The organism is Halalkalibacter oceani (genome assembly GCF_023715705.1).
GTDB lineage: Bacteria > Bacillota > Bacilli > Bacillales > Bacillaceae_D > Halalkalibacter > Halalkalibacter oceani_A.
In genome coordinates this window covers 34234-59308 of sequence record NZ_JAMBOS010000010.1, presented here as the reverse complement: position 1 = coordinate 59308, position 25075 = coordinate 34234, and the positions used below count along the sequence as shown (strand labels likewise).

The window sequence follows — 25075 nt, the reverse complement described above, 5'->3', positions numbered from 1 at the left end:
ATCACCTATTGGTTATGATGTTCTTTCAGTATCGTCATCCACTCTTCTTCAAACGCATCAGATGTGCCCCAGCCTTCGATCACATCAGCAAGGTTGACCATATTGACAGGTTCTGACCCTCCGACTAGACTCTCTCTTGAAATCAAAGAGGCTTCCAAATCATAGGTTGGCGGTGTTTCTTCTCCGGCAAGCTTCTTCGCCAAAATCCGCAGGTTAATCGCTCCGATCAGCTTCGGATCGACAGCAGCCGTGTAACTCCACGTGCTGTTTTCCTGTTGCATCACTTGAAGATCGGCATTTGATACGTCAATTCCGTAAATTGTAATTTCATCACGACCCGCTTCCTCCAGCGCACGTGCAGCGCCGATTGCAAAGGCGTCCCATGTCGCGAAAATCGCGTCAATCTCACCTTCAGGGTACTTGTTCAGCATCGCCGCGACCGCATTTTGTGTCTGTGTCGACGTATCCTCAGAAGCGACACCAAACCGTTCAAGCTCGTTCAGCCCCGGATTTGCCGCAAGCACTTCCTGATAGACGTTGTTGCGGCGCACCATTGGCGGGAAGCCGTCAACCCAAAGGTAAATAATGTTCGCTTCTCCGTTGAAATCCTCAACGAGCTGGTCAAGCGCCAGCGTCGCCAACGCTTCGTCATCCTGAGAAGTAAGTGTCACGCCCTCAATCTCTTCCAGTTCAGCGATCGAATCAAAGGCCACCACTTCGATGCCCGCCTCACGGGCGCGCTCGACCGCATCGTATGTCGCCGCATCATCGCCATGCGATAAAATCAACCCATCGACTCCAGCATCAATCGCCTGCGAGATCGCGTCATGATATCGGGCCGTGTCCCCGTTTGCTGTGAATACATCGACATCAAAGCCTAGTGACTCTCCTTCTTCCTTAACTCCGGCAAGATATTGCGCTGTATGATCATCACCGCCGATTTTACGGATCACTCTGATTTTCGTTTCTTCACCGCCGGCGAACCGTTCCGGAACACCTTCAATCGCTGAGCTTTCTGTTCCTCCGCCCTGCTCTCCTGTTGACTCTTCTCCGGCTCCGCAGCCGGCAAGCGTTACAGCAAGCGCCGCCGCCACTACTGATTTCCACCACTTATTTTTCTTCATCTGGTTCTCTCCCCTTTTTTGTCGGCAAAACATAAAAAAGCCTCTTTCACTCACTATCGGGAAAGAGGCGGAATGGATGGGCTCCGTCCTCTTATCTTTCAGCCCGTTTTACAATCAAAACGGCTGTTGGATGTAGCACCGTGTCTTTACACCTTTTAGGCTTCCATCAATCATCTTGATGAATAGACCGGTTGCCGGGCTTCATTGGGCCAATTCCCTCTGCCAGCTCTCGATAAGAGTGAATCATGTAATTTTATGTTTTACTTTTTGAATTCTGAGAGTAATCATACGAGTCAGACATTCGTTTTGTCAATAGTTTCTGCAAAAATAATTCATAATTGACAGACGACTCTTCCTCTGGCATAATTCATTACATCGTTTTCTAAATAGGAATACCAATACGAATACTCTTATTAAGAGCAGGTGGAGGGACGAGCCCGATGAAGCCCGGCAACCTGTTTCAGCCAGCGGCTGATTCAAGGTGCTAATTCTCTCAAGCGTAAAAGCTGACAGATAAGAGGACATAGAATCATAGAATGAGTCCTCTTCTTTTTCAAAGAACGAGGATTTTTTTATGCTGATCATGAAAGGAGGACTCCGCTACGATGAGTCATATTACCGCAACCTACCGGGTGTTTGATCAAAAAGGCGATCTTCATAAAAAAGCGCAGGGCATCGCGCTTGGCTTGACGATCGGCTCCTGGACAAACCTGCCCGCCCTTGAAAAAAAGCAGCTTGAAAAACATAAAGGGGAAGTCGTATCTATCGAAGAGCTTGCACCAACGGCGGACGACAATCGATATTTTTCTGACAAACGCACGGTCGGCTTGATCAAAGTCGCCTACCCTGCCGCCAACTTCAGTCCGGATCTGGCAGCAATCTTGACGACGATTTTTGGCAAGCTGTCCCTTGATGGAGAAATTAAGCTGGTCGACATTGAACTGGCACCTCAGCTTGAAGCCCGATTCCCTGGTCCGCAATTCGGCATCAGCGGCGTCCGCGAACGGCTCGACGTGTTTGACCGTCCATTGTTAATGAGTATTTTTAAAGGGATGATCGGCAAGGACCTTGCTGAATTTCAGCACCAGCTTAAGCATCAGGCAATAGGCGGTGTTGACCTGGTCAAGGATGATGAGATTCTCTTTGACAATGAACTGACACCTTTTGAACAGCGGATTACGACCGGCGTCCAGACGCTGGCTGAGGCCTATGAAGAAACCGGAAAAAGAACGCTGTACGCTGTAAACTTGACTGGACGCACGTTCGACTTAAAGGAAAAGGCGAAGCGGGCGGTCGAGCTCGGCGCAAGCGCGTTATTGTTTAATGTGTTTGCCTACGGCCTTGATGTGCTGCAAAGCCTCGCCGAGGATCCGGATATTTCCGTGCCGTTAATGGCCCACCCGGCTGTTTCCGGTGCGATGACCGGCTCACCTTATTATGGCTTCTCCAACAAAGTGCTGCTTGGAAAGCTGCTGCGCCTTGCCGGAGCCGACCTTGTCCTCTTCCCTTCTCCATATGGCAGCGTCGCTTTGGAAAAGCAGGAAACGCAGGACATTGCAACAGCATTGACCGCTCAAAGCCAGCTCAAGCCGGCCTTTCCGGTTCCATCGGCCGGGATTCATCCGGGACTGACACCGCTTTTAATCAATGACTTTGGCCATGACGCAGTCATTAACGCCGGCGGCGGCATTCACGGTCATCCGGCCGGCGCCGATGCCGGGGCCCGTGCCTTTAGAGCGGCGATCGATGCTGTGCTTGCCGGACGTACTCTCGACGAGGCCGCCGGGCAGCAGGCGGAACTGCGCACCGCGCTTGAGCTGTGGGGGCAGGGATCATGAGTACAATTGATGGACGAAAGCCGATCATTTTTTGCGATTTTGACGGCACGATTACCACTAAGGACAATATTATCGCAATCATGAAGGAATTTGCCCCGCCCGGCTGGGAGCAGATTAAGGATGATATACTCGCCCAGCGGATTTCAATTCGCGAAGGGGTCGGCGCGCTGTTTTCTCTCATTCCGGTGGAACGAAAAGCGGAGATCATTGCCTTTGTTCAGCGGCAGGCGACAATTCGCGCGGGCTTTCAGGAGCTGCTGGACTTTACGAAGGAGTACGGCTTCGACTTTAAGGTTGTCAGCGGCGGGATTGACTTTTTCGTCGAACCAATGCTCGCTCCCTACAAGCTGACAGACAGCCTTTATTGCAACGGCAGCGACTTCAGCGGCGCGACGATCCAGATTCTCTGGCCTCACGCCTGCGACGGTGAATGCACAAATGATTGCGGCTGCTGCAAGCCATCGATTTTGCGGCAGTATTCAGCCAACGATTATTACAGAATTGTCATCGGAGATTCGATTACCGATCTGCAGGCAGCCAAGCTCGCCGATGAAGTGTTCGCCTGTGATGACTTTCTGCTTGAAAAATGTCAGGAGCTCGGCCTCCGCCATACGGCTTTCTCGTCCTTCCATGAAGTGATAGCCGGACTGAAAGTGAAAAAAGGAGTGAGCGTAAATGAATGAAGCAGTACAGGAAAAATGGAACGAGCTCGCTGACATTAAAGATGAACTCGCCGCCCGCGACTGGTTCCCGGGCACAAGCGGAAATTTATCGATCAAGGTCAGCGACTCGCCGCTCTCTTTCCTTGTCACCGCAAGTGGCAAAGACAAACGAAAACGGACAACCGAGGATTTTTTATTAGTCGGCGGCAATGGTCAACCGCTTGAAGAAACTCAGCTCAAGCCATCAGCGGAAACGGTGCTCCATCAACGAATTTATGAAAAGACCGACGCTGGCTGCTCGCTTCATGTTCATACGATTGATAATAATGTCATTTCAGAGCTGTACGGTGAACAAGGGGAAATTACCTTCCGTCGCCAGGAGTTGATCAAAGCGTTTAACATTTGGGACGAGGATGGCGAGATCACCGTGCCGATCGTTGAAAATTACGCCGATCTTCCCCGCTTGGGAGACGCGGTCGCCGAACGAATCGTTTCTGGCGTCTACGGAGTGCTCATTCGCAACCACGGTATCACCGCCTGGGGCCGGAATGGCTTTGAAGCGAAAAAACATTTGGAAGCTTTTGAGTTTTTATTCAGCTATCATCTTAAGATGCTGGCTTTAAGAAAATAACCATCCTGAAGGAGGAAAATCAAATGGCAGAAATTCAAATTCGTAACACAGGAGAAGTCATTCGTGGAGAAGAAGAGGTGGGCAGCTTTTTAGCAAGTCAGGACGTTCTTTATGAGCATTGGGATACGAGCAAGTTGCCTGATCGTTTGCAAGGGGTTTGTCATCTGACAGATGGCGATAAGGAGGAAGTGCTGGCGACGTTTGATGAAGACATTCGTTCACTTGCCGGGCGCCGCGGCTATCAGAAATGGGATGTGATCTCCTTAAATAATGACACGCCCGACCTCGACAAGCTGTTGAAAAAGTTCGAGCAGGTTCACACTCATACCGAGGATGAGGTACGCGCGATTACAGCCGGATCAGGGACTTTTGTCATTAAAGGGGCAGAAACCGGCTATTTCGATGTCAACCTTACACCAGGAGACGTCATTTCCGTTCCGGTTAACATCCCGCATTTCTTCACCCTCTCGGAAGAGCGCCAGGTTGTTGCCGTCCGCTTGTTCATTGATCCGGAAGGCTGGGTTGCTCATCCTTTTGCTGATCCTGAGTTTGAGGGAAGTAAATAAAAAGAACGTCACGGCCGTCTTTTCTTGGAAAGGACGCGCAGAGGCGCTTCCTTTCTTCGATTCTAGCTGAAACCATTATCCTTTAGGGGGCTGGGACAAAAGGATTTATTCACCTTTTGCCCAGCCCCTTTCTTGTGAAGGGGAAAGTATGTTACCTAGGTAAGTGTATATCCACCAGACGCTCTGTTTCAGAAACGGATTTTCCGTGATCCAGGGGGCTGGTTGACCTTCCTGCTCTTCTACTAATGTTAGGATGTTTAGCTTCTAGGATACCGCTCTTTTGTCCGCCTTCCCATTTCCCGAGAGAAACTGCGGATTGGAGGCCAGAATGACCCCGGTTAAAATTAAAATTCCACCGATCAGCTGTGCTTTCGTCAGAATTTCCCCGGTAAACAGCACAGCAAGCAAGGTCGTGAACAGGACGATCATATGCAAGTAGTTGGACGCCTTGCCCGGTCCGACCTGCATCACACCCTCATTCCAGCAAATAAAAGAGATGAACCCCGGAAACAGGGCAAGATAGACGACCATCAGCAGAAGTGAAGGCGATAACGACGTCAGTTCGAGCGGCTGGTACGTTCGCTCAAACAGTGCGAACGGAATCAGACTAAGAATCGCGATATAGATCGTGATTAAAAAAGTCGCTTTTTTTGGCAGGTCGACGCCAAATCGCTTCATCAGCACCGAATAAATCGACCAGCAGATGACCGCGACGACGACGATCAAATCGCCTGGGTTAATCCGCAGCGCGAGAATCGCTTCCACACTGCCGCCTGTCACCACGACAAATACGCCGGCAAGCGAAACGACAATCCCGACAAGCTGCCAAGGGACAATTTTCTCTTTTAAAAACATCACCGATAATACGACAATTAGCAGCGGAGAGAGCGAATTCACGAGCGATGCATTGATCGATGTCGTATACTGTATCGCAATATATAAAAGCGTATTAAAGCCGCCGACGCCGGTAATCGCCAGCAGAATGAGAACCTTCCAATTAGCCCTGAGGACCGCTTTATTCGCCTTTACCTCGTTGATAACGAATGGTAAAAATACAAGGCTGACAATCGTCCACCTCATTACAGAAAGCTGAACCGGCGGGATTTCCTCCACCACCATCCGGCTAAATGCAAAATTCGTTCCCCAAAAAAAAGTAGCCAGCACAAGCAGCAGATAGGGGGACTGCTTCAGTTTGTTGAATACGGCCTGCAATCATTTCGCCTTCCTTCTCTAGTCTAGTATCTAGTAGCTCAACTCTATCATACCATAATCTGACTGCGGCGCGCTCAATTGCCGGGCTATCCACGGCCTCCTTCTGCAATAATCGATTTCATTCTATCTGTCGCATACGCTCCCGGGTTGATCGCATTGGCGTCAAGCCAGTAGGAAAGACGAAAAGAAGAGCCATCCTCAAGGTGAATCCGCAAGAAAACCGGATTGCGAAATTTAATGTCAGCATAGATGCCATCAAAGCCGACATAGGCCAAAGAAAGAAAATCCTCGATGAACGCTTTTGTATCTTCATCACTGTAATCGTACATATGGCTGCCATCGTTGCCGCTTTCCCGACTAAGCTTCGTCACTTTTCCTTCGATGTCGTACAGCTCCTTTATTGTCTCGGCCGCTTCATTTCTATGTACTTGAAAAAGACGTCCCCCGGCGATCAGCCGGAAATCAGGCCGGTAGTCGACGCTTTCAAAAATCTCAGTTCCTTCCGGCAGAAAAGCAGCATCGCCATTTTTGATTTGATGGTTGGCGCAGGCCTGGTCAGCAAGTTGAAAGGTGACTTCGCCTAGTTTTTCTCCTTTCTGACGCTTACCACCGCCTTTTCCCAATCCGATATATTCGATGTCATGATACATCAACAGATCGGCCCACTCATTGATTTCATCCGGGCAGGCTTCCGGCTTTTGCACGTGAGACGAGCAGCCACCTAGCACCAATAAAAGCAGAATCATAACCTTTTTCATCGTAATTCCCCCTTATATGATGAGACGCCCGTTCGTCGGTTAACGTTTCTTCTCCGTGATCAAAACCTCCCTGAGCGGATGATCGCCCACATAATCCAGAGAAAGAGAAACGAGGCGATGCCGAGTCCGATCTCAAGCGAAGGCAGGCGTGACAGAATCGTCTGCTCCGCCGTAAGTGAACCACCAATAATCACCGCCGCCATTATGATGCTGAACGATAAAAGCACAATCGAAAACGAGAGCTTATTCGTAGTTTGGTCAATTTTATGATTCAGCTGATCAAGCTCGGAAATCGACATTTTCATTTCCAGTTCATTGCGCCGTGCGGCACGGATCACATGCTGTAGCTCCTTCGGCAAGTAGCGCAAAGTTCGCAGCAAATCAATTGTCTCTTCCTGCATCTGCTTTGCGGCGCGGATCGGATCATAGCGCTCTCTGACCAGCTCGTGGCCGAATGGCTCGATAATATCAATAATGCGGAGCTGCGGCGCCAACGTTGCCAGCATCCGCTCAATCGAAAGGATTGATTTCAGCAGCACCGTTAATGAGGACGGCACGAGACAGCGGTGCTTGTGGGCAATATCAAAGATTTCCTGTAAGGCGTTAGCCAGGCTGATCTCGCTTATTTCCATCGTCGCGTATTTGATCCGCAGCTGCTCGAGGTCGTCCCAAATCAGCTCCTGGTCACTGTCCTCCCGTAAAATTTCCATTCCGATCAGGGCTCGGTGTACTTTGTTTGTATCGCGCTTGTAAAGACCGATCAACAGCAGCGCCAGCTCCTGGCGCATCCGGCGCGAAAGCCGGCCAACCATGCCAAAGTCAAGTAAGACAACCTTATTCGCTTTCGTGACAAATACGTTCCCGGGATGAGGGTCACCATGAAAGAACCCGTGAACAAACATTTGCTCAAACATTCCTTTGGCAAATTGCTCGGCTATCCGTTCAGGCTGATAGCCGGCTGCTTGCGTCGCCTCTGTCACCTTCACTCCATCAATAAACGACTGGGTCAGCACTTTTTTCGTTGAATAATCATTGTAAATCCTCGGTGCTGAAATATAGCCGCTTTCCATACTCTGCTTGCGAATCCGCTCTGTATTATCGGCCTCAATCACGAAATTAAGCTCCTGGCGCAGCACCTTCGCAAATTCGTTAAACAGCTCGACAAGCTGAAACTGCGCAACCCAGTTGAGACGATCCTCAGCCATCACGAGCAGATCGGCGATAATTTCAAGGTCGGTTTCGATCAGCCGTTCAATCATCGGCCGGCGCACTTTGACGACGACATCCTCTCCACTTATCAGCGTTGCTCGATGAACCTGTCCAATCGACGCCGCGGCAAGCGGCTGCTCATCGAACGAGGCGAAGCAAGTCGAAAGTGACGCCTGCAGCTCTGCCTCAATAATTCCTTTCACCTCGTCAAACGGAAAGCTTGGCACATGATCCTGGAGCGTTTCCAGCTCTGTAATAATCGTCTGCGGAAATAAGTCAGAGCGCGTGCTCGCCACCTGCCCGAGCTTAACAAAAGTCGGCCCCAGCTCTTCCAGCAAAAGGCGGATTCGTTTGGCCATCGTGGCATCGCTCTCCGGTTTTCTGCCAGACTTTCTCCTCACCTGGTCCATCAAGCCCAAATCACGGACAATATGGCCGAAGCCGTAATGAAACAAGGCCGTGGCTATTTCCTGATATCTTGACAAATGGCGCATTTTTCGTCTTAACATCTCTTCGTCCTTCCTTTTGACCGTTATCCTCTTCTATAACCATACCAAATTATCAGGCTGGTCAAACACCCTGTTTTTTCTCACTGTGCTCATTACCTATTTTTCTCAGGCAGGTCCGGCGTGATGCGAATTCCCCCTGTTTTTCAACCATAGCAAAAAAGCAGTACAGCCTGCTAAAGACTATACTGCCACGTTGACTCGCTAAGCGAGATCAACATTATGGTAAACCTGCTTCACGTCCTCCAAATCCTCAAGAACATCGATCATTTTTTCAAATTGTGACTGCGCGTCAGCGTCGAGCGTCACATCATTTTGCGCAAGCATCGTCAATTCTGCAACTGTAAAATCAGTGATGCCGGCCTGCTTGCAGGCAAACTGCACGGCATGGAACTGAGCAGGATCTGCATAAATAATCACGGAATCGTCTTCCGCAAATAGATCGCGAACATCGACATCAGCTTCCATCAGCAATTCCAGCATCTCTTCCTCCGTCTTGCCTTCAATGCCGAATACGGCAGTCGCATCGAACATATAGCTGACGGAGCCGCTCACGCCCATATTGCCACCGTTTTTACTAAATGCCGCGCGAACCTCTGCCGCCGTTCGGTTGACATTATTCGTCAGCGCATCGACGATCACCATCGAGCCGTTCGGGCCGAAGCCTTCATAGCGCAGCTCATCGTAGTTCTCCTCTGCCCCGCCTTTTGCCTTTTCCAGCGCCCGTTCAATGATCGCCTTTGGCACATTATACGTTTTGGCGCGCTCCAGCACGACCTTTAACGCCTGGTTCGACTCCGGATCCGGCTCGCCCTGCTTGGCGGCGACATAAATTTCACGGCCGAACTTCGCATAAATCCGGCTCGTATTCGCATCCTTTGATGCCTTCTTTTCTTTAATATTATTCCATTTACGGCCCATGGCTTAACACTCACTTTCACTTCAAGTAAATAGACGATTATTCATTTCTCGTCTATTATACATTACTTGCTAGAAAAAAACGAGATTGCAAGGCTCTCATAGATGGTTGACACCAGTGCTGTCCGTTCTGGACTCGTGCAAAACCATCCGCTTTGGAAATCGGCAAAAAAAAATAGACAAGTTTCCCTTCATTCCTTGCATATGTATAAAGCAGGGCTTGTTTAAGAAAGGGGAATGAAGATGGTTATTCGTTTACGCAAAGGCTGGCTGCTGCTCGCGCTCGCGGTCGTCGTCTCAAGTGTGTTATGGTACGTGCTCCAGGACCGCTCTTCTGTTGAAACCGCGGGACGGGCTGGTGAGATCTTTGAACTTCATATGGTGACAAGTGAAAGTAAGTCAACGACAGAGGACGGCCATGAAATCGAAGCGTACCGCTGGGACCCTGGTACATTGTATATTCCAAAAGACAAGGAAATCACCTTGCGCATTTTCGGGGTGAATGGCATGGAGCATCCTTTTTATGTTGAAGGGACCGACATAAAAGGAACGGTCAAAAAAGGAGAAGAAACGCTAATTGATTTACATTTTTCAGAGCCTGGGGTCTACCGGCTTATTTGCACCGCTCACAGCAATATCGAAAATAACGGACCAATGATCGCCTATCTGATCGTCGAATAATGCGGCTACGTTTATGAATGGGCCCAGCCGGGAAAAGATGACAGAAACGGAGCAAAAAGGAGGCGATCTGATGAAGCAATTTAGCGTAGCTCCAAATGCCGATGCATCGCGCTGGCTCGTCAAGCTGGAGGATGTCGCTCCTGAAGACAGCTTCACCTCTAAGGATGAGGCGATACAGGCAGCGGAGGAGCTGGCTCGTGAAAATCAGCCGAGCCGGGTGCTGATTCTTGATCAGCAGCATCAAATCATTGAAGAAAGACAATTTTAGATGTATGGGAGTTGCCGGCACAGCCAAATGGCAGCTCTCTTTTTTTTGAAAAAGAGACCCTCTTCCTGGTCAGACGCATAGAATAGCGGAAAGATACGTAAGGAGAGATGGAAGCATGAAGAGCAATTTCCCGGTATTTTCTAGCCACTCTAACGAACAGCGCGAGTCGTTTGTTTTTTCGTATGCGGAAGGGGATGTCAATGGAGACTTTATCGTCGACTATGTTTATTTAATCGGACAGCGGTCCGGCGACAGTCCATACAGTACGTCTGTCACGCTCGTGATTCAGGACGGAAAGACGAATCAATTTCACAGCGTTGCCCTCTCGACCGATCAAGGTTACCAGCCGCGCCTGTTCCTTGCTCCGTTTTCACGGGCGAATGTCGATGATATTTTGATCAGCATGGATTCAGGCGGGAGTGGCGGCTACGGCTATTATTATCTCTATTCTTTTTACGAGAATGAGCCTGTGCGTTTATTTGACTATGAAGCTTTTGACCGATTATATGACTATGAGGTGATCTACAAAAATGACTACCGGATCGAGGTGATCAATAAGACGCTGCATCTTTCCTTCGTCATTGACATCAGCAACCGTGATCATGACTACCTGGCAAATCTTTATCATCCAGACGGCACATTAAAGACCCCTCTGGAGGGGTCTGTTTCCGGGTTGAACCAGCTCTATCCGATTGACTTCGATGGAGACGGCGTCTATGAGCTGTATGCATGGCAGCGCATTATCGGTCAGTATAATGCCGATGGGCTCGGTCTTGTCCAAACGCCGCTTAGCTGGGACGGCACAGCATTCATCCCGGCGTTCGGCAATCAATATGTCGCCGTCCTCGGCGTCAATCAATAGACATTACAAATTTTCAAGAAAGACACGAATCACATCCGTACCGCCGACGATTGTTCCGAGCGTACTGCCGATGTTTGTAAAAATGATAATCAGCAAAATCCGCGTCACTTTATTTTGCCAGAAGCCTTTGACAGAAACGACATCATCGGCAAGGCTTTCCAGATCCCCGACATTCGGCCGGCGGAAATAAGCTTGTACAAACCCGGCAAACCAGCCTGCGGCAATTAACGGGTTCAATGAGCTGATCGGCGCGACGACAAATGCGGTCAAAATCGTTAACGGATGACCAAAGGCGATCGCCGCTCCGAGGGCGGCAAACGATCCGTTCCACAGTATCCAGCTAACCGTTTGCTGAAGGCCGGCTGCCGGATTGGCAAAAAACGTGTAGGCGATTACCGCGAGAATCATAATCGGAATTGCCCAGCCAATGATTTTCGGCAGCTTTGATTTCGGAGGAAGTTGCGTTAATGCCTGTAAATCCTGCTCCTTTTTGATTTCCTCCGTAATCCCCGGCACATGGGCCGCGCCGAGCACTGCAACGACCTTCTTACCCGGTGCTTCCTTGATCTTTTGGGCCAAATATTGATCTCGCTCGTCAATGAGCGGGACCTTTAAACGCGGAAAGGACGTCGAAAAATCCTGGAGGGTGGCGTTCAGCATATCCTGGGATTTCATTTGCTCCAGCTCTTCCTCCGAGATCGTTTCATTCGTAAAAATACTGCCAATCATTTGCGTTAACAGCTTCGCCTTGCCCCAGAAGCCGACGTTGCGCCAAATGCGGGCAAAGGTGATTTGAATATTGCGGTCCGCCAGTACAAGTTCAGCGCCTACTTCTTTGGCCGACTCGATCCCCTGGATCATTTCCTGGCCCGGCTGAATGCCGAACTGCTTGGCGATCCGTTTTTGAAAGGAAGAGATGACAAGATTCATTAATAGAAACGTTGTTTTCTTCGCCTTCATAATTTTAAAGATGTCCATTTCCTTCCAGCGGTCCGCATTTTGGATCGTTTCAAACCGTTGCTGGTCGAGCTCGACACAAACAGCGTCCGGACGTTCTGCTTCAATTACTTCCTTAACCTGCTCCGCGCTTTTTTTCGAGACGTGAGCCGTTCCAACTAGAATAAATTCCTTGCCATCTTGAGATATTCTCGTAATCGTTTCCTCTGACATTGTTGACCTTCCTTCTGCAGACGTTTTCCCAGTAAGTATACCAATAATGGAGCCGAAAACATAGCGTTCTGTCAAAAGGAAGGTCCTCTAAAGCGAAACGCTCATACGGTCCTCTGCCATTCTCGCAAACTGTCAGCTTAAGATCCTGTTAAAAAGATCCCGCCCGGCATAGCAGGCAGAGGCTCCAAGCTCCTCTTCAATCCGCAGCACTTCATTCCATTTCACCGTTCGTTCAGAACGTGCAACCGATCCGACCTTCAGCTGGCCGGCATTTGTCGCGATCGCCAGATGAACAATCGTCGTATCTTCCGTCTCTCCGGAGCGGGCAGAAATAACGGGCAGGTACCCGGCGCTTTTCGTTGACTCAATTGCATCCAATGTTTCCGTAATCGTGCCGATTTGATTCATTTTAATCAGCACCGAATTATAGACGCCCTGCCGGACCCCTTGTTGAATGCGGGACACTGAGGTCGTGAACAAATCATCCCCGATCAGCTGCAGCCGCTTGCCGACTCTTTCCGTCAGCATACGGGAGCCCTCCCAGTCGGTTTCTGCCATCCCGTCCTCAATCGACAGAATCGGATAGAGGTCAGCTAATTCGCACAGATAATCAATAAATTCATCACGCGTAAAGGAGCGGTCCTCTAAAGCAAAGCGGTAGCTGCCATCCTCCTGATAAAACTCGCTCGAGGCGATATCGAGCGCAATCGCCACTTCTTTACCCGGCTGATAACCCGCTTCTTCAATCCCTTCCACCAACAGCTGCAAGCCTTCCTCATTTGTGCTGAAACCCGTCGGCCAAAAGCCGCCTTCATCGGCCGTCGCGAGAGGCTTTCCGTGTCTTTGAAAGACTTTTTTCGTTGCTTGATACACATTGACGACCATTTCATAGCCTTGTGAAAAGCTTGTCGAGCCGACCGGGATGACGAGATAATCCTGGAGGTCGGTTGTCGCTCTCGCATGGGCGCCGCCGCCGATAATCTGAATCATCGGCATCGGCAGCTGCTTCGCATTCGCCCCGCCTAAGTAGCGGTACAACGGGACGTTGTTTCCCCGCGCCGCGGCCCAGGCGACCGCCATCGAAACAGCAAGTATGCTGTTCGCTCCAAGCCGTGATTTATTTTCCGTTCCATCCAGCTCGCACAAAAGTTGGTCAATCGCCACCTGGTCGGTCGCATCTAAACCGAGCAGTGCCGGGGCGATGATCGACTCGACATGCCCGATCGCCTGATAGACGCCCTTCCCCTGAAAGGAATCGGGATTTTCGTCGCGCAGCTCCAATGCTTCAAATTTTCCAGTTGAGGCGCCCGATGGAACCGTCCCCCGTCCCCAGCCTCCCCCGGCTAAATGGACATCAACCTCGACCGTCGGGACAGAGCGGGAGTCAAAAACCTGGCGTGCTTTTATTTCAGTAATCGCAAATGGATTCATAGAAGCCTCCTCGTTTTTTTAACATGACATGCTGGACATCGTCAAACGTAGTAGCGGAGCTGATGATCTCGTAGCTGAGCTCACGAATCAGCGCCTTGTCTTCCGCTGCCGTGATGTACTCGGCAGGTGATTTACCGTCGACTCTGGCAAGAAACAAAAAAGCGAGCAATCTGACCGTGTCGCGCTCCAGCTGCCGGCGGTCGATAAAGTCGATATGCTTGAAATAGCTGGCGATAAAGGCTTGCATCAGATGCAAGTAGGCCGGCGCCCATCTCTTTTCATTGATCGACTTCAGCAGAAAGTGCGTCGTCACAAAGGCGAGGTCAAAGGATGGATGACCGATATGAGCGACTTCATAATCAAGAAGATACAGCCGCTTTTTCGTGACGAGAATGTTCTTCGGGCTAAAGTCACCATGGACGAGCGTCAACCGCTGCTCAAGCAGGAGAGCAATCGTCTCGTCAATCATCGCTTGTAAGGACGGATGCTTTTCTTTGATCGTCTCCAAATATGGAGAAATCCGCAGCTCTTTAAAAATTTGCTGATTAGCAAACCGCTCGTGGAAGCGCTTACTTTCTGCCGAATGCTGATGAACGGTTGCCAATGCGGTGGCGATTTTCTCCGTTGCTTGAAAGTCAAGCCGACCTGCTAATAATTGCTGCTTCCAGACCTCTGCCTCAGACGGAGCCGCCTCCATCACATAAAGAAACTGCTCGTCATCACTATGGACAAAATCAGGCACCGCTTCGGGAATCAGCTCATTGAGTGCAATCAGGCAATCTTTTTCGATCAAAATACGGCGAATGTCGGAAAACCAGTCATCCTTCACGTTGAGCTTTGGCAACGCCTGCTTGACAACGAAGCTTTTTCCATTTCGCTCAACCTTGACGACCTTGCAGGAAACACCACCGGTTAACGCCGAATAGTGAACGGTTTCTCCAGATGCCACCAGGCCGTGCCCAAGCAAATAGCCGTGTAGGCTTTCCCTGTTATAAATATCAATCATCAGTCTCCTCCTTTATCCGGAAGTGGACGAAAATCGAACCACCTGTTGAATCGCCTGCTTTCCGGCTTGAATATGCTCCGTCAGACACTCAGCCGCCTGCCCGCTCTCGCCACGCTGCATATGAGTAAGAATAGCCAGATGCATGCCGATTTGTTTTTGCTGCTCATAGCGCTCCGCAATTAACTCCTGCAGCGTGTACAAGCAGGGCGACAACGTTTCCCACAGCTTGCATAACGCCCGGTTTTGACTGCTTTCCACGAGCCGCCGGTGAAAATAAAGGTCGAGCCAAATATATTGCTCACGTTCGGCGGCGGCGGATTCCATCGCTTTGACAATTTCGCTCATCTCATGATAAGAACGGTTGTCACCTGCCTCGACGCTTTCCTGAATCGCCAGTGTCTCTAAATACATTCTCATCCTGCACCAGTCCGCGAAGCTTTTTTCCGAGAAGCCGACGACATAAGGTCTGCCATTGCCCGGAATCTCAATTAGCCCCTCGATATGTAATTGCTTAATCGCATCACGAATAGGACCTCTGCTCAGTTGAAGTTCCTCTGAGACCGACTTTTCACTTAAATGTTCGCGAAAGGCCCACTTCCCGGTAAGAATACCTTTCCGAATGTAATTGGCAACTTTGATATGGGTTGATTGCTTGATCTGCTCCGCAAAAAGAAGATCGCTCACGACAGCCTCCTCCCTTATTTAAAGTGTTAACAATTAATAATTAACTTCTCATTTCACTATATAACGAATGTTCAGACTTTTCAATTCTTTTTAGCAAACAAACAAATGCCGCTGCTTTCCATCCCGGATGAAAAGCAACGGCCCAACCTGTGATCGTTATGTTTCCCGCCTGTTCCAGACTTCCTCATTAATCAGCGTAGGCGGCTTTTGTCCTTGCAGCCCTTTTCGCAGATTGTCGGCGGCCAGCTTTGACATCTGAAATTCGCATTCAATCGTCGACGAGCCGATATGCGGCAATGTCACCAGATTTGAAAGCGTCAATAGCGGATTGTCGGACCGGGTCGGCTCTTCGGTGAAAACATCAATTCCGGCCGCGCGAATCTCTCCTTGTACGAGCGCCTCGTAAAGGGCTGCTTCATCAACATTTTGTCCGCGCGAGCCATTAATAAAAATCGCTGTTTGCTTCATTCGCTGAAACTCCGCTTTTCCGATCAGATGCTTTGTATTCTTCGAAGCAGGAACCATCAGACAGACATAGTCAGCACGTTCAAGCAGTTCATCAAGCTCGCAATAAGACGCATGGAACCGTTCCTCCGCTTCAGGCCGGCGCGTACGGTTATGATACAAAATATTCATGTCAAAGCCGCAATAAGCCCGCTTGGCGATCGCCGTGCCGATATTCCCCATGCCGATAATCCCCAATGTTTTATGATGGACATCGATCCCATATTGCTCCGGCTGCAAGGAAACTGTCCATTGCCCGGCTTTCACAAAGTGATCGAGCTCAGGAATCCGTCTGGCAGTGGCCAGCAGCAGACCGAAAATCGCATCGGCTGTCGTATCATCAAGAATATTCGGCGTATTGGTCGCCATAATATTTCGCTTTGTCAGCTCTTCTATATCAAGATTGTCATAGCCGACAGATACGTTTGAAACAATTTTCACATTCGGAGCGAGCTCAAGCAGCTCCTTCGTCACCTTAAGGGCCAGACCGATAATGCCATCCGCTTCTTTCAAAGCCTGGTCAAAACGCGGGTCACCCAGATACTCATGGTGTAGAAATGATGTAACGTCATAATCTTTTTCCAGCTCGGCCAACACACGCTCATCGACTCTCATATAAGAAAGAACCTTTTGCTTCATTCTGATCCCTCTTTCCGAAAAAAATGTGATGTTCCTTTCACGATAACACGGCATGCGCGCAGCGGCTATCGTTTTTTCCTGAGAAATGGGGACCCATTCAAGCTGTCACCTATGGTAAACTGGCTGTAAAGAAACAACCGAAAGAGGGACCCCTATGCTGAAAAACTTTGAAATGACGAACGTTGCCGTAGCACTGCCAAAACAAATGGCCTATGGAGAAAACAAAGAGCTTTACACCGGGATTGAAAAACAATTTGTTGCTGAAGTTTTTTTAACAATAGACGGCTTCAAGGGAGATGATGTCGCCGATAAAAAGCATCATGGCGGCCGTGACCGGGCCGTTTGTCTCTATCCATGGGAACATTATGCAAAGTGGAATGAGGAATTCTCGACCTCGCTTCCCCCATCCGCCTTTGGAGAGAATATTACCGTTAAAAACCGGCTTGAACGCGATGTGTATATCGGTGATATTTATCGACTTGGCGAAGCGGTCATTCAAGTAACACAGGGAAGAGAGCCCTGCCACACGATTGAAAAACATACCGCCGTGCGCGGACTGCTGAAGCGGCTCGTGCAAACCGGCTATACCGGCTATCTTTGCCGTGTACTGGAAGAAGGAACGGTCCGCGCCGATTCCGACATGATCCTGCTTGAAGAAAACACCCATCGTGTCTCGGTGCTTGAGGCGAATGACGTATATTTACGGCGCGACGTTCCCCGTGAGGCACTGGAACGCCTTCTGGCGGTTCCAGAACTGGCAGAGCATTGGCGGAACAAGCTCGAGCAACGCCTATAGATTTTCAGTCAGAGGGAGAATTGAACATAGCAGACCGGGGGAAATTTCGAGCTTCCGGCAATCTGGCGGGGTGTTCTTCAATGACAAAAGGGGTTAGACGACAGTTTGCCGGCAACCCCTTTTATAATGTATCGATGCTGGTTCGCTCTGCCGGTAAAAGAGCTTCCGGCTGTGGAAAGGTAAGCGGAGCTGGAAGCCAGTTGTCACCACCTTGAACCTCGCTGGACATTTGCTGTATGCTCCTCATTCGATCCCCGTCTGGAGATTCCGAGGCATAGCGGTTGTCGACTGCTGACATTGTCTGCTCTCCGTCAGGCAGGATATGACCGACGAGCATCGCTGTTTCTTCAACGGTCAGCTCCCTTACTTCCTTGCCAAGATAGGTCTCGGCAGCTGTTAAAATACACCATACCTCTGAACCGCTTTGAATGCTTTTTAAGTATTGATCAAGAAGCTGTCGTTTGCTCGCTTCACTCTCTGTATATAAATACAAATAATCTTCAACCATAAGATTTCTTTGACTGTGAATCATATGTTCCGTCGCCGCGTGCAAGTATGCTTCGATTCCTTGCTCAGTTCCATCTGCCATGACAGGGGAAATGCTGGAGAGATCGTCATTGTCACCAGCTTGCGCCTCCGTTATTTTATGAATTGTAGAAGATGAATAGTACAGCACAGCATCGCCGTCCTTTTCGTTCACCGTGTTAAAGCCGTAAATAATTGATCCATTCATCACAATTGCGAGTGCGGCAAACAATATGAGAAAAAGACCTGTTTTTTTCGCATAACCTGCTGCTGATCTGTTTTGCAACCTCATCTATCTACCCTCCTTGTTTCATGCTACGCTTACACCGATACCCTTATTAAACCACATTTAAACCATTATTTTAGAGAATATCCCAAAAAATTTTCATTGGCAATTCTGGAATATTCTCCGCTGTATTGAATTCATCAATTTATCCTCTCTCTGTACCCTTCGTTCTCCAGCTACCAATTCCCTTCTTTTTCCTCTTTATTGCTATGCTGATTCCGCTCAGAATATCCCGTCCATCAGCTCACATCCGGAGAAAAGCGCTCCTGAACCATTTACGCGGCTGACTTTCATCTAAGCAGAAAAAAAGCAATGTCTTCCGTACCGATCTACAGGAAGACATTGCCTGCACTGCTTATTGGAACTGCTTAAAAAGCAGCGTCACATTATGACCGCCAAAGCCAAATGAATTTGATATCGCGACAGCGACTGACTGATTGATCGCTTCGTTTGGCACATAATTCAAATCAAGCTCGGGGTCCGGAGTCTGATAATGAATCGTCGGCGGCACGATCCCGTCTCTGATCGTCAGCACCGTGAATATCGCTTCCAGGGCGCCGGCCGCTCCAAGCAGATGACCGGTCATCGACTTTGTCGAACTGACAGCGAGTTTGTAGGCATGATCCTGAAATACTTCTTTGATCGCCATCGTTTCATAAAGATCATTATAATAAGTGGACGTCCCGTGCGCATTAATGTATTGAACCTCTTCAGCCCGGAGTCCGGCATCGTCAAGCGCCTTTCGCATCGCGCGCTGTCCACCTTCCCCGGCCGGCGCAGGTGTCGTAATATGATAGGCATCACCGGTCGCCCCATAGCCGGCCAGTTCCGCATAAATGGCAGCTCCTCTTGCCTTGGCATGCTCAAGCTCCTCAAGGATAAGCACACCCGCTCCTTCGGCGATGACAAAGCCGTCCCGTTCCTTATCGAATGGCCGGCTTGCCTGCTCTGGATCAGGGTTGGTCGAGAGCGCTGTCATATTTGAGAAGCCGGCTATCGTCATTTCGGTGATCGCCGCCTCAGTCCCCCCGGTGATCATCACATCCGCCTCGCCATTTTGGATCGCCCGATAGGCGTCGCCAATCGAATTCGCCCCTGAAGCACAGGCCGTGACCGAGCAATTATTAATGCCCTTCGCTCCAACTTCAATTGAAACGCGTCCTGAGGCCATATCAGGAATCAGCATCGGAATAATGAAAGGACTGACTCGTTTTGGCCCTTTGCTTAAATAGCGCTTATGCTGCTCCTCAAACGCATCAAGCCCGCCAATTCCCGAACCGATCCAAACGCCGGTCCGCTCTGGCGAGACATTCTCCCCAACTTGAATACGCGCGTCCTCCAGCGCCATTTTGCTGGCGGCGATCGCAAATTGAGTGAAGCGTCCCATTCGTCTCGCTTCCTTGCTGTCGATAAACTGCTCTGGCTGAAAATCCTTCACCTCTCCAGCTACTTTTACCTGGAATTTTTCCGTATCGATCCGCGTAATTGGCGCGATACCGGACTGCCCGTTTTTTATCTGTTCCCACGTTGCAGCCGCATCATGTCCCAGTGGACTGACAGCGCCAATTCCTGTAACGACGACTCGTTTCTTCATCGTTATGCTCCTTCCTTCATTTCCCCCATTTTAAGCAGACAGCTCCCCACGTAAGCCCTCCGCCAAATCCTACCATGACGACAATATCCTCATCCTTGATTTTTCCAGCCTGTAGCTCCGCGTACAAGGCGAGCGGGATGGAAGCAGCTGATGTATTACCGTGCTGCTTCACAGTTACCGCCACCTTATCCGGCGCCAGACTCAGCCTTTCTCTGGCGGCCTCAATAATACGAAGGTTCGCCTGATGTGGCACGAGAAAATCAACATCCTCTTTCGTCAGTCCGGCGCGCCTTACGACCTCAAGGCTCGATTCAGGCATTTGCCGTACCGCAAACTTGAACACTTCCCGCCCTTTCATCTCGACGCAGCCGCTTTCCGGGGATACGAGCAAATGCTCCGCGCCGCGGCCGTCAGCGCCGAGCTCAAATGATAAAATCCCTTTCCCCGCTGATACTTCACTCAATATCACAGCTCCTGCTCCGTCACCAAATAAGACACATGTATTCCGGTCCGTCCAGTCGACGATTTTTGAAAACTTTTCACTTCCGATAATAAGAACGTGCTGATATGTATCCGTTTCGATAAACTGCTTGCCCGTTACAAGAGCGTAAACAAAGCCTGAACAGGCCGCGCTGACATCCATTGCCGGCACATCCTCGAGCTCGAGCGCCCGCTGGACAAGACAGGCAACGGAAGGAACAGCATGATCAGGCGTCGCTGTCGCAACGATGATGAGATCAATCTCCTTCGCCGCCAGCCCGGCATCGTCAAGCGCTTGTTTTGCCGCTGAAATTGCCATATCGGATGTATCCGTTTCCTGATTCGCCACCCTTCTTTCGCTTATTCCTGTCCGGGTGTAAATCCATTCATCACTCGTTTCAACCATTTCTTCCAAATTTTTATTTGTTACCACTTCTTCCGGCAGATAAACGCCTACCCCCGTAATCCCAACAGCCTTCATGTAACCACCCTACTTTGCCTATCGTATGTTAACATTATAAACACAACGGGAGAAAAAGGTAAAAGAAAAATCATCCTTTGATCAAGGATGATTCAAAAAATTCTCCTAATCTGCGAAACAATCAATCCCACTTACGCCAAAACCGGCGTGGCGAGCCGTACCTCTTCCTGCTCGTGGCTGAGGTCATAGGTCAGGCAAACCGGCTTATTCGTCCGGGGGTCGGTGACGATTTCAGCATCAATTTGAAATACCTTTCGCAGCACATCAGATGTCATGACTTCATTGGCCGTTCCTTCTTTAATGACCGTTCCTTTGTTTAAGGCGATCATATAATGAGCGAAGCGGGCAGCATGATTCAAGTCATGAATCACCATGACAATCGTCCGTCCTTCGATTTTGTTCAAACGCTCCAGCAGTTGGAGAACCTCCAGCTGATGGGCTAAATCAAGATACGTGGTCGGCTCATCAAGCAGCAGCAAATCCGTTTCCTGGGCGAGCGCCATCGCAATCCAGACGCGCTGGCGTTGTCCGCCGGACAGCGCATCGATCGTTCGGTCGGCAAATTCGTTCATTCCGGTAACATCAATCGCCCATTCAATCACACGTTTATCTTCCGCCTTCAGCTTTCCGAACCCTTTCTGATGAGGAAAACGTCCGTACGACACCAGCTCATAGACCGTAAGCCCGTTCGGTGCTTCAGGAGTTTGCGGGAGGATCGCCATCTTCTGCGCCAGCTCCTTCGTCGGCGTCTGGTGGATCGCTTTTCCGTCAAGATAGACAGCCCCGTCCTTTGCTCTCAGCAAGCGGGACATCGTTTTTAAAATCGTAGACTTCCCGCAGCCGTTCGGCCCGATAATCGTCGTGACCTGGCCTTCAGGTATCGTGATATTCAGCTGTTTGACGATATCAATCTCTCCATATGAAATGCCCAGATCCTTCGTTTCTAGCTTTCCCATCTGTGCTGATCCTCCTTATGCATCATTCGTTTTCATTAGTAAGTAAATAAAGTACGGCGCCCCGAGAATCGCCACGACAATCCCTACCGGAATTTCCGACGGGGCGAGCAAATTACGGCCGAGCGTATCGGCAACGAGCAGCAGCAACGCTCCAAGCAAGGCGGAAGTCGGAATCAGCCATTGGTGCTTCGGACCGACGAGCCTTCTCGCCAGATGCGGAGCGACTAAACCTAGAAAAGCAATTCCGCCGCCGACGGCGACACACGCCCCGGCCAGCGCCACGGCAATAAACAGCAGGAGCCGGCGCTCCTTTTCCACCTTGGCGCCCAGTCCAGTTGCGAGCGTATCACCAAGCTGCAGCACGTTTAAGTAGCGGGCTTTATAAAAGGCGAACGGAATTAAAATCGCGATCCATGGCAACAGTGCCATCACATAGCGCCAGTCTGTTCCCCAAATCTGACCGGCCAGCCAAATTGTCGCTCTCATAAAATCGTTCGGGTTCATCTTCAGCTGAAAATAAATCAGCAGCGCGGAAAACGCGGCATTAATTCCGATCCCGACGAGAATCAGACGGATCGGGGTGACGCCATCCTTCCAGGCAATTACATATATGAGGAAGGCGGCAAGCGCAGCTCCGGTCAAGGCAAACAGCGGCATTATAAAAATAGACAGAGTCCCAAGACCGCCCATATCCCCTTCAAAGAAGAAAATAAACATCACCACGGCAAAGCCGGCGCCGGTATTAATGCCTAAAATCCCCGGATCGGCAAGGCCGTTCTGTGAAACGCCCTGTAAAATCGCCCCTGACACAGCCAGGCCGGCCCCGATTAAAAGAGCGATCACCATCCGCGGCAGGCGGAATTCAAACAGGACAAGAGCCTGCTGCTCTGTCCCCGCGCCAAGTAAGGTCTGAAACACTTCGACAGGTGAAATCCGGATGACGCCAAGATTAAGACTTATAATAAATACAAGCAAGATGCTGATTATAATCAGCCCGATTGTGATCAGGGCTTTCATATTTGCCGTTCCTTTCACTACAATCCCCTCCTTCCACTACGAGCAAGGTAAAGGAAAAAAGGAACGCCGATCAGGGCGGTAATGACGCCAACCGGTGTTTCATAGGGAGGATTCAGCATTCTTGCACCAATGTCAGCAAGGACAAGCAGCAAGCCGCCAAGCACTGCCGAACACGGAATAATGTAACGATAATCAACCCCAACCAAAAAACGGGTGACATGTGGAATAATCAGTCCGACAAATCCAATTGCCCCACCGACCGAAACAGCCGCTCCAGTAAGCAGAACGACAACGAGAATACCGACTGTCTTCACCACAAACGTCCGCTGCCCGAGCCCCTTTGCCACATCTTCTCCTAAACTGAGCACCGTCACGGAGCGTGAGATCAACAGCGCCAGGCCAAACCCGATGATCGCGACCGGGACTAAAAGCTGAATACTGATCCATTTCGTTCCTGCGACACCCCCGGCATACCAGAAGCTGATATCCTGGGCGACATTAAAATGAATCGCAATGGCCGAAGAAAGCGCACTCAGCAAGGCGCCGACCGCCGCTCCGGCCAAGGCCAGCTTCACCGGTGTTAAGCCGTTTTTCGAAAAGCTGCCAATGACGAAAACGATGAGGGCACCAAGTGCCGCTCCGGCAAATGACCAGGTTAGCAGCCCCAGATAGCCTGTTCCCGGAAAGAAGGCAAAGGCAAGCGCGATCGCAAATGCCGAACCATCGGTTACACCCATGATTGAGGGGGAAGCAAGCGGGTTACGCGTCATTCCCTGCATAATCGCTCCCGACACAGCCAAAAAAGCGCCAACGAGCATCGCTGCCAGCGAGCGCGGAATGCGCAGTTCATAAATAATTTGATGGGCAGTGACATCAGGCTGAAAGGCAAAGACTGCCTCCCATACTGTCATAAAATCTATTTCAGCCGCTCCGAGGGAAATGGAAGCAGCTAATGAAACAATCAACAGGCTCAGCCCGGTGACAAATATAACGATCGAGACAACCGGCCTTCCGGTCGCCTTACTTGCCTCTTCATGATAGAGCTGTTCATTCCCAGCAGCTCCGCCTTTTCTCTTATCCATTCGGTTCTCAATCCTTTTCCGTTCAGCACAGCAATACGATAATGAAAATCATTATCATAAGTGTACCGTACTTGTTTCGTTCACGCAATAACTTTCTTATATGAAGAGTCAAGCAAAAAGCTCTGGACAGATGCAAGTACCCTTGCTATACTTCAATCTAACGATAACGATTATCATTATCACAAAAAAGGAGGTGAAGATCTTTTGAAGCTATGTTTACCTAACAGACTAGCCGTATTACTGGCTCTCCTTATTCTGGCCGGCTGCGGCGCCACCGGAGCGGGTGAAGCTGAACAAAACGCGACCACTTCTGCGGAACCGGCGGCAGAGGAAACGAGAACATATGAAAGTGCCAAAGGAGTCATCGAGCTGCCCGCCAATCCGGAAAGAGTCGTTGTCATTGACCAGGATTATGTCGGCGATGTGCTGGCAACGGGACTTACGCCGATCGGCGCATCTGGCTGGGTTTTTGACACCCCTTATTATCAGGATTTCCTTAAAGGAGTTGAAAGTGTCGGTGATAAAACGACGATCTCACTTGAAAAAGTCGCTTCGCTGACCCCTGATCTCATTCTTACATTCAATGAGGAGCTTTATGACAGCTTAACAAAAATTGCCCCGACCGTATTGCTTCCGTATGGACAGCTTGACTACCGCGAGCGCCTGCTTGAGATCGGAACGATTTTAAACCGCTCACAGCAGGCGGAACAGTGGCTCGCTGCTTTCGACGAAACAGTCAACAAAAAGAAGCAGGAGCTTTCCGCTGTAATTGATAAAAATGAAACAGTCGTGATTTTAGAAATCACCGAAAAAGAATTGTTTTTGTTTGGCACCTCCTATGGACGCGGAGGCGAGCTCCTTTATAATGAACTCGGTCTACGCGCTCCGGATAAGGTCGAGGAGGTCGCCTTTGCAGACGGCTGGGCTGGCATCACGCTTGAAGTGCTGCCTGAGTACCTTGCAGAAGCCGACTATATTCTTCTTGGCGTCCGTGAGCTCGGCGAGGAGAATAAAAAAGAAATCCAGGACAGCCCGCTGTGGCAGGATCTCCCTGCAGTCCAGGCCGGTCGCGTCATGGAATATGAGTTGGACTCGTTTTATTTCCAGGACCCGATCGCCCTCGAACAGCAGCTGGAGGAAATCGCCGTGTTTTTACTTAGCAGGCAGTAAGCAACGGCGCACAGCTAAC

25 protein-coding genes and 2 riboswitches are annotated in these 25075 nt (G+C 50.0%); of the genes, 9 read left to right on the top strand and 16 right to left on the bottom strand.

The genetic code is table 11. The features are described 5' to 3' along the window. Positions 1 to 5: 5 nt before the first annotated feature. Entirely contained in the window at positions 6 to 1124 is a 1119-nt protein-coding gene (locus M3212_RS11470) for a sugar ABC transporter substrate-binding protein (protein WP_251194116.1), read from the bottom strand. Positions 1125 to 1212: 88 nt separating this feature from the next. Next, positions 1213 to 1363, bottom strand: a riboswitch (SAM riboswitch). A 168-nt stretch (positions 1364 to 1531) separates the two neighbouring features. Next, a riboswitch (SAM riboswitch) is annotated at positions 1532 to 1644 on the top strand. A gap of 85 nt (positions 1645 to 1729) precedes the next feature. Between M3212_RS11470 and M3212_RS11465 the strand changes: the two genes are divergently transcribed. From M3212_RS11465 to M3212_RS11450, 4 genes are read left to right on the top strand one after another with little or no spacing between them, the layout of a single operon-like run. After that, positions 1730 to 2962 (top strand): 2,3-diketo-5-methylthiopentyl-1-phosphate enolase, encoded by a 1233-nt coding sequence (locus M3212_RS11465; protein ID WP_251194115.1) that lies wholly within the window; start codon positions 1730 to 1732, stop codon positions 2960 to 2962. Beyond that, entirely contained in the window at positions 2959 to 3645 is a 687-nt protein-coding gene (locus tag M3212_RS11460; RefSeq protein WP_251194114.1) for a 2-hydroxy-3-keto-5-methylthiopentenyl-1-phosphate phosphatase, read from the top strand. The genes M3212_RS11465 and M3212_RS11460 overlap by 4 nt, the downstream gene beginning before the upstream one ends. Beyond that, positions 3638 to 4255, top strand: a complete 618-nt coding sequence (locus M3212_RS11455) for a methylthioribulose 1-phosphate dehydratase (protein WP_251194113.1) — start codon at positions 3638 to 3640, stop codon at positions 4253 to 4255. The genes M3212_RS11460 and M3212_RS11455 overlap by 8 nt, the downstream gene beginning before the upstream one ends. Positions 4256 to 4278: 23 nt before the next feature. Next, positions 4279 to 4821, top strand: a complete 543-nt coding sequence (locus M3212_RS11450; protein ID WP_251194112.1) for a 1,2-dihydroxy-3-keto-5-methylthiopentene dioxygenase — start codon at positions 4279 to 4281, stop codon at positions 4819 to 4821. 264 nt (positions 4822 to 5085) lie between these two features. Here M3212_RS11450 and M3212_RS11445 read toward each other — a convergent pair whose 3' ends face one another. The 4 genes from M3212_RS11445 to M3212_RS11430 all read right to left on the bottom strand — a co-directional run bounded on the left by M3212_RS11445 (position 5086) and on the right by M3212_RS11430 (position 9427). Beyond that, positions 5086 to 6033 carry a DMT family transporter gene (locus M3212_RS11445; RefSeq protein ID WP_251194111.1) on the bottom strand — a complete coding sequence of 316 codons (948 nt, stop codon included), beginning with the start codon at positions 6031 to 6033 and terminating at the stop codon, positions 5086 to 5088. 86 nt (positions 6034 to 6119) lie between these two features. Next, complete coding sequence (locus M3212_RS11440) at positions 6120 to 6791, bottom strand: hypothetical protein (protein WP_251194110.1); 672 nt, start codon at positions 6789 to 6791, stop codon at positions 6120 to 6122. Between the two features lie 59 nt (positions 6792 to 6850). Beyond that, a complete protein-coding gene (locus M3212_RS11435) occupies positions 6851 to 8509 on the bottom strand; it encodes an ABC1 kinase family protein (protein ID WP_251194109.1) in 1659 nt (552 codons plus the stop codon). Between the two features lie 201 nt (positions 8510 to 8710). Then, positions 8711 to 9427, bottom strand: coding sequence for a YebC/PmpR family DNA-binding transcriptional regulator (locus tag M3212_RS11430; protein ID WP_251194108.1), 717 nt, complete (start codon positions 9425 to 9427; stop codon positions 8711 to 8713). A gap of 240 nt (positions 9428 to 9667) precedes the next feature. On the opposite strand from M3212_RS11430, the gene M3212_RS11425 reads away from it, so the two are divergent. The 3 genes from M3212_RS11425 (at position 9668) to M3212_RS11415 (ending at position 11235) form a co-directional block, all read left to right on the top strand. Further along, positions 9668 to 10105 carry a hypothetical protein gene (locus M3212_RS11425; protein ID WP_349774190.1) on the top strand — a complete coding sequence of 146 codons (438 nt, stop codon included), beginning with the start codon at positions 9668 to 9670 and terminating at the stop codon, positions 10103 to 10105. A gap of 70 nt (positions 10106 to 10175) precedes the next feature. Next, on the top strand, positions 10176 to 10373 hold the full coding sequence (locus M3212_RS11420) for a DUF2188 domain-containing protein (protein ID WP_251194106.1): 198 nt from the start codon (positions 10176 to 10178) through the stop codon (positions 10371 to 10373). A 115-nt stretch (positions 10374 to 10488) separates the two neighbouring features. After that, positions 10489 to 11235 carry a VCBS repeat-containing protein gene (locus M3212_RS11415; RefSeq protein WP_251194105.1) on the top strand — a complete coding sequence of 249 codons (747 nt, stop codon included), beginning with the start codon at positions 10489 to 10491 and terminating at the stop codon, positions 11233 to 11235. A 3-nt stretch (positions 11236 to 11238) separates the two neighbouring features. Here M3212_RS11415 and M3212_RS11410 read toward each other — a convergent pair whose 3' ends face one another. The 5 genes from M3212_RS11410 to M3212_RS11390 all read right to left on the bottom strand — a co-directional run bounded on the left by M3212_RS11410 (position 11239) and on the right by M3212_RS11390 (position 16669). Continuing rightward, the gene (locus tag M3212_RS11410; protein ID WP_251194104.1) at positions 11239 to 12405 is read right to left on the bottom strand and encodes a TraB/GumN family protein; all 1167 of its coding nucleotides are present in this window, start codon (positions 12403 to 12405) and stop codon (positions 11239 to 11241) included. 132 nt (positions 12406 to 12537) lie between these two features. Then, complete coding sequence (gene eno / locus M3212_RS11405) at positions 12538 to 13836, bottom strand: phosphopyruvate hydratase (RefSeq protein WP_251194103.1); 1299 nt, start codon at positions 13834 to 13836, stop codon at positions 12538 to 12540. After that, positions 13814 to 14842 carry a phosphotransferase gene (locus tag M3212_RS11400; RefSeq protein WP_251194102.1) on the bottom strand — a complete coding sequence of 343 codons (1029 nt, stop codon included), beginning with the start codon at positions 14840 to 14842 and terminating at the stop codon, positions 13814 to 13816. Before M3212_RS11400 ends, eno begins: the two co-directional genes overlap by 23 nt. A gap of 12 nt (positions 14843 to 14854) precedes the next feature. Continuing rightward, positions 14855 to 15526 (bottom strand): GntR family transcriptional regulator, encoded by a 672-nt coding sequence (locus tag M3212_RS22295; RefSeq protein ID WP_251194101.1) that lies wholly within the window; start codon positions 15524 to 15526, stop codon positions 14855 to 14857. Between the two features lie 156 nt (positions 15527 to 15682). Continuing rightward, a complete protein-coding gene (locus M3212_RS11390) occupies positions 15683 to 16669 on the bottom strand; it encodes a 2-hydroxyacid dehydrogenase (protein WP_251194100.1) in 987 nt (328 codons plus the stop codon). A 154-nt stretch (positions 16670 to 16823) separates the two neighbouring features. On the opposite strand from M3212_RS11390, the gene M3212_RS11385 reads away from it, so the two are divergent. Next, positions 16824 to 17465, top strand: coding sequence for an MOSC domain-containing protein (locus M3212_RS11385; RefSeq protein WP_251194099.1), 642 nt, complete (start codon positions 16824 to 16826; stop codon positions 17463 to 17465). Between the two features lie 121 nt (positions 17466 to 17586). Here the strand turns inward: M3212_RS11385 and M3212_RS11380 are convergent, their stop codons facing one another. The 6 genes from M3212_RS11380 to M3212_RS11355 form a co-directional block, all read right to left on the bottom strand. Continuing rightward, a complete protein-coding gene (locus tag M3212_RS11380; RefSeq protein ID WP_251194098.1) occupies positions 17587 to 18282 on the bottom strand; it encodes a transglycosylase domain-containing protein in 696 nt (231 codons plus the stop codon). Between the two features lie 349 nt (positions 18283 to 18631). Continuing rightward, the gene (gene fabF, locus M3212_RS11375; RefSeq protein ID WP_251194097.1) at positions 18632 to 19870 is read right to left on the bottom strand and encodes a beta-ketoacyl-ACP synthase II; all 1239 of its coding nucleotides are present in this window, start codon (positions 19868 to 19870) and stop codon (positions 18632 to 18634) included. Positions 19871 to 19886: 16 nt separating this feature from the next. After that, a complete protein-coding gene (locus M3212_RS11370) occupies positions 19887 to 20831 on the bottom strand; it encodes a beta-ketoacyl-ACP synthase III (RefSeq protein WP_251194096.1) in 945 nt (314 codons plus the stop codon). Positions 20832 to 20962: 131 nt separating this feature from the next. Further along, on the bottom strand, positions 20963 to 21787 hold the full coding sequence (locus tag M3212_RS11365) for an ABC transporter ATP-binding protein (RefSeq protein WP_251194095.1): 825 nt from the start codon (positions 21785 to 21787) through the stop codon (positions 20963 to 20965). Positions 21788 to 21802: 15 nt separating this feature from the next. Further along, positions 21803 to 22804: a FecCD family ABC transporter permease gene (locus tag M3212_RS11360; RefSeq protein WP_251194173.1), complete on the bottom strand. Its 1002-nt coding sequence runs from the start codon at positions 22802 to 22804 to the stop codon at positions 21803 to 21805. Between the two features lie 17 nt (positions 22805 to 22821). After that, a complete protein-coding gene (locus M3212_RS11355) occupies positions 22822 to 23886 on the bottom strand; it encodes a FecCD family ABC transporter permease (protein WP_251194094.1) in 1065 nt (354 codons plus the stop codon). Between the two features lie 204 nt (positions 23887 to 24090). Here M3212_RS11355 and M3212_RS11350 point away from each other — a divergent pair, with 204 nt between their 5' ends. Continuing rightward, complete coding sequence (locus M3212_RS11350) at positions 24091 to 25056, top strand: iron-hydroxamate ABC transporter substrate-binding protein (RefSeq protein WP_251194093.1); 966 nt, start codon at positions 24091 to 24093, stop codon at positions 25054 to 25056. The last annotated feature ends 19 nt before the right edge of the window (positions 25057 to 25075 follow it).

Excerpts from the sequence above, each read along its gene's own strand:
- M3212_RS11470 (WP_251194116.1), bottom strand. The coding sequence starts at position 1,124 with ATGAAGAAAAATAAGTGGTGGAAATCAGTAGTGGCGGCGGCGCTTGCT.
- M3212_RS11465 (WP_251194115.1), top strand. The coding sequence starts at position 1,730 with ATGAGTCATATTACCGCAACCTACCGGGTGTTTGATCAAAAAGGCGAT.
- M3212_RS11460 (WP_251194114.1), top strand. The coding sequence starts at position 2,959 with ATGAGTACAATTGATGGACGAAAGCCGATCATTTTTTGCGATTTTGAC.
- M3212_RS11455 (WP_251194113.1), top strand. The coding sequence starts at position 3,638 with ATGAATGAAGCAGTACAGGAAAAATGGAACGAGCTCGCTGACATTAAA.
- M3212_RS11450 (WP_251194112.1), top strand. The coding sequence starts at position 4,279 with ATGGCAGAAATTCAAATTCGTAACACAGGAGAAGTCATTCGTGGAGAA.
- M3212_RS11440 (WP_251194110.1), bottom strand. The coding sequence starts at position 6,791 with ATGAAAAAGGTTATGATTCTGCTTTTATTGGTGCTAGGTGGCTGCTCG.
- M3212_RS11435 (WP_251194109.1), bottom strand. The coding sequence starts at position 8,509 with ATGTTAAGACGAAAAATGCGCCATTTGTCAAGATATCAGGAAATAGCC.
- M3212_RS11430 (WP_251194108.1), bottom strand. The coding sequence starts at position 9,427 with ATGGGCCGTAAATGGAATAATATTAAAGAAAAGAAGGCATCAAAGGAT.
- M3212_RS11425 (WP_349774190.1), top strand. The coding sequence starts at position 9,668 with ATGGTTATTCGTTTACGCAAAGGCTGGCTGCTGCTCGCGCTCGCGGTC.
- M3212_RS11420 (WP_251194106.1), top strand. The coding sequence starts at position 10,176 with ATGAAGCAATTTAGCGTAGCTCCAAATGCCGATGCATCGCGCTGGCTC.
- M3212_RS11415 (WP_251194105.1), top strand. The coding sequence starts at position 10,489 with ATGAAGAGCAATTTCCCGGTATTTTCTAGCCACTCTAACGAACAGCGC.
- M3212_RS11410 (WP_251194104.1), bottom strand. The coding sequence starts at position 12,405 with ATGTCAGAGGAAACGATTACGAGAATATCTCAAGATGGCAAGGAATTT.
- eno (WP_251194103.1), bottom strand. The coding sequence starts at position 13,836 with ATGAATCCATTTGCGATTACTGAAATAAAAGCACGCCAGGTTTTTGAC.
- M3212_RS11400 (WP_251194102.1), bottom strand. The coding sequence starts at position 14,842 with ATGATTGATATTTATAACAGGGAAAGCCTACACGGCTATTTGCTTGGG.
- M3212_RS11390 (WP_251194100.1), bottom strand. The coding sequence starts at position 16,669 with ATGAAGCAAAAGGTTCTTTCTTATATGAGAGTCGATGAGCGTGTGTTG.
- M3212_RS11385 (WP_251194099.1), top strand. The coding sequence starts at position 16,824 with ATGCTGAAAAACTTTGAAATGACGAACGTTGCCGTAGCACTGCCAAAA.
- M3212_RS11380 (WP_251194098.1), bottom strand. The coding sequence starts at position 18,282 with ATGAGGTTGCAAAACAGATCAGCAGCAGGTTATGCGAAAAAAACAGGT.
- fabF (WP_251194097.1), bottom strand. The coding sequence starts at position 19,870 with ATGAAGAAACGAGTCGTCGTTACAGGAATTGGCGCTGTCAGTCCACTG.
- M3212_RS11370 (WP_251194096.1), bottom strand. The coding sequence starts at position 20,831 with ATGAAGGCTGTTGGGATTACGGGGGTAGGCGTTTATCTGCCGGAAGAA.
- M3212_RS11365 (WP_251194095.1), bottom strand. The coding sequence starts at position 21,787 with ATGGGAAAGCTAGAAACGAAGGATCTGGGCATTTCATATGGAGAGATT.
- M3212_RS11360 (WP_251194173.1), bottom strand. The coding sequence starts at position 22,804 with ATGAAAGCCCTGATCACAATCGGGCTGATTATAATCAGCATCTTGCTT.
- M3212_RS11355 (WP_251194094.1), bottom strand. The coding sequence starts at position 23,886 with ATGGATAAGAGAAAAGGCGGAGCTGCTGGGAATGAACAGCTCTATCAT.